The sequence below is a fragment of the Prosthecobacter sp. genome (assembly GCF_044373815.1).
Lineage (GTDB): Bacteria > Verrucomicrobiota > Verrucomicrobiia > Verrucomicrobiales > Verrucomicrobiaceae > Prosthecobacter.
This window is the reverse complement of record NZ_JBIPNG010000603.1, coordinates 1-3,418: the sequence shown is the minus strand read 5'-3', so window position 1 is coordinate 3,418 and position 3,418 is coordinate 1. Positions and strand designations below refer to the sequence as shown.

Genomic DNA, 3,418 nt, shown 5'->3' with positions numbered 1-3,418 from the left:
CCGCCCTCCTTTTGGGCATCTTTTTATTGGCCGCCTGCGATCAGTCGGATAGCCCCGTGGTGGAAAAAGCGATCAACGATCTGGAAAAACAAAAGCAGTCAAATCAGGCTAAACCAGCAAGCCCCCCCGCTGCTCCTGCCAGCACCCCGTCCTCCCCCGGCCTTCTTGCTTCCACCGGTCTCGCCGCCAAGGATGAGCGCGCCGAAATCATCCTGCTTCTTCCTGACACACGTGTCGCCATGCAGGAATTCCAGCGCAATGGCCTCGCCATGCTCGTCGGCAGGCGGGCGGGCTACCAGCTCACCACCAGCGACGCCGCCGGCAGCAGCACCAAGCAGAGCGAACAGTTCCGCCAGGCCATCGCCGCCAAGCCTGCCGCCATCATCGTCAGCCCCATCGATCCTCCTGCCGTTGCCGCCCTCATCGTCGAAGCACAGACCCACGGCATCATCGTCATCGGTCTCGACAAACGCATGCTCAATGAAGGCTGCGCCAGCGTTGTCTTCAGCGATCAACGCAAAGTCGGGCGCATGGCCGCAGACACCGTGATCGAGGCCCTGAAACGCAAAGCCGCCGAAGAAAAGCTCACCGAGGTCACCGGCCGCGTCGTCCAGCTCCGCGGCGCTGCAGACAGCTACTCCACCAACGAGATCGCCGAAGGCTTCAGTGAAGGTCTCCGCACCCAGTCAGGCGTCATCCTCGTCCATGACGCCCCGGCCGATTGGAGCACCGAAACTGCAACCAAGTGCACCACTGAAGCCTTCAACCTCCAGAAAAATTTCGACGCCATCTACGCCCAGAGCGATGCCATGGCCATCGGTGCGGCCAAAGCCGCAGACACAGCCGGCCAGCGTGAAAACCTCTTCATTGTCGGCACCGATGGCCTCTCCGGCCAGAAGCGCGGCCTCGAACTCGTCCGCCTCGGTGACCTCGACGCCTCCGTCGTTCAGCCCGCCCTCGTCGATCTCGCCCTGCAAATCATCACCAAGATGCGCAAGGACAAAGCCTTCAAACCACTGCCCTCGTATGAAATTCAGCCCGTAGTGATCCAGCCCAAAAATGTGGAGCAGATGCTCCGCACCGGCACCTACAAGCTGCCCAATCTGTGAACCAACATCACACCCCATCCGCCATGTTGCGCTCGCTCACCGCCCTCCTCTTCCTCCTCGCCTGCGTCGACCTGTCCGCGCAAGACACCGCCGAACCCAAGCCCGACGCCAAAACACAGCTCGAGGCCGCACAAAAACTCGTCAAGCAGGTCTCCCCCGGCGTCTACGATCTCAACGGCATCCAGATCACCGCCGCCACCCGCGAGTTGCGCATCCCCTGCTCCATCCTCCATCAAAAGCTCCCCATCGAGTACGCCCTCTGCCATGAAAACGGCGAGAAGGTCCACGAGACCATCCTCGAGACCAAGGTAAAGCCCATCCAAATCCAGCTCGCCCTTCTCCTCGCCAATTATCAGCCCGCCACCCTCGGCATCCTCGCCAAGCTCGATCCCAAAGCCGAGCGCCCCTACAACGCCAAAGACACCGAGCCCAAAACCCCTGGAGCCAACCGCCTCGCCATCCACGTCGAATGGAAAGACGGCGACAAAACCAAAAAAGTCCCCCTCTCCGATTTCATCCAAGACATCGATAAACGCAAAACCCCCGACGACCTCGACACCTGGATCTTCAACGGCTCCATCATCGATGAAACCGGCTTCGCCGCCGAGCAGACAGGCTCCATCATCTCCACCTACGTGGATCGCGCCGCCATCATCAATTCCGCCGCCAAAGGCAACCATCGCGACGACCTCTGGATCAGCATGCCCGCCAACATCCCCGCCGAAGAGACCAAGGTCACTCTCATCATCACCCCCGCCAAATAGCACCGCGTTTTCCGAAACTGATTTCCAAAAAGTGCACCGGGAGACATTCTCCGCCAAGTCGCTTGGTCATCGAAAGGACCATCGAATCTGTCGCAGCGCAGAGCATGAATTCAATCTCTGCCACCTCTGCCCCTTTGCCCCTCTGCGGTAAACCGAACCTCCCTAGGCTCGCCATACCGGAAATGCGTTTTGTGAATACCTATAACGGTCAAAAAGCGCCCGCCGCCGCCTCGGCATGGACAAGAATCGTCCGCCCTCAAAGAGGCCCCCCTTGCCCGTTGACGCCGCCCTCTTTCCACATCCAGTGCTCTGTACCATGAAAATCCCCGCCCTCCTCCTCACCTTGGCGCTCGGCACCACCGCCGCCTTCCCCCAGGCCGCCACCCAGGCCTCGCGCAACGAATCCCTCAAGCAGGAGCTCCGCCTCGGCGTCGAGCGCGGCCTCAATTTCCTCCGCAGCAAGCAAAACCCCACCACCGGCCAGTGGGGTGAGGCCGAACCCGTCGCCATGACCGGCCTCGGCATCATCAGCTTCATGCTCGATCCCAATCGCAAGCCCGGCGATCCCGTCCCCGCTGAAGTCGAAAAAGCCACCAAGTTCCTCGTCAGCCACGCACGCCCCGATGGCGGCATCTTCATCAAAGGCCGTGGCAACTACAACACCGCCCTCGCCCTCACCGCACTCCTCCTCAACAACAAGCCCGAGAACGAGGAAGTCATGCTCAAAGCCCGCCGCTACCTCGTCCACTGCCAGGTCGATCTCGATGAAAAAGGCAAGCAGGACAACCCGCTCGATGGCGGCATCGGCTACGGCGACGAAAAAGGCATGCACGCCGACATGTCAAACCTGACCTTCGCCCTCGAAGCCCTCTACTACTCCCAGTCCCTCCTCGCAGACAAAGGCGACGCCGCCAAGAACGAGCCGCAGTTGAACGTCGCCGCCGCCATCGACTTCATCCAGCGCTGCCAGAACCGCCCAGAGAGCAACAAATCCGCCTGGGTCAGCAAAGACCCCGACGACGCCGGAGGCTTCATCTACAACCCCAGCGAAACCCGCGGTGCCAAAGTCACCAATCCCGATGGCAGCATCGCCCTCCGCAGCTACGGCAGCATCAGCTACGCCGGCCTCCTCAGCTTCGTCTATGCCGGTGTCGACAAAGACGACCCCCGCGTCAAAGCCGTCATCGAGTGGCTGCAAAACCACTACAGTCCGGATGAAAACCCCGGCCTCGGCGCCGCCGGTCTCTACTACTACTACCAGACCATGAGCAAGGCCCTCAGCATCGCCAAAATCGACTTCATCAAAACCAAGGACGGCAAGCTCATCGACTGGCGCAAAGACATCTCCGAAAAACTCCTCGGCCTCCAGAAAGGCGACGGCTCCTGGTCCAACACCGAAGGCCGCTGGATGGAATCCGACCCCGTCCTCACCACCACCTACATCCTCATGGCCCTCGGCCGCATCCATCAGACTCTTTAAAAGTTGCCCAGTTGCGCCGCAACTGGTTCCAATTCCCCACAAACGCCGCGCCCTCAAAAGCGCGG

General features: G+C 60.8%; 3 protein-coding genes. All 3 read left to right on the top strand.

What is annotated here, in order from left to right; translation table 11 throughout:
- Positions 1-1,109, top strand: a 1,109-nt coding sequence (locus ACIREA_RS28955) for a substrate-binding domain-containing protein (RefSeq protein ID WP_397385799.1), incomplete at its 5' end; no start/stop codon positions are given.
- A gap of 23 nt (positions 1,110-1,132) precedes the next feature.
- Complete coding sequence (locus ACIREA_RS28950; RefSeq protein ID WP_397385798.1) at positions 1,133-1,873, top strand: YdjY domain-containing protein; 741 nt, start codon at positions 1,133-1,135, stop codon at positions 1,871-1,873.
- Positions 1,874-2,189: 316 nt separating this feature from the next.
- Positions 2,190-3,353 carry a prenyltransferase/squalene oxidase repeat-containing protein gene (locus ACIREA_RS28945; RefSeq protein WP_397385797.1) on the top strand — a complete coding sequence of 388 codons (1,164 nt, stop codon included), beginning with the start codon at positions 2,190-2,192 and terminating at the stop codon, positions 3,351-3,353.
- Positions 3,354-3,418: the final 65 nt, after the last annotated feature.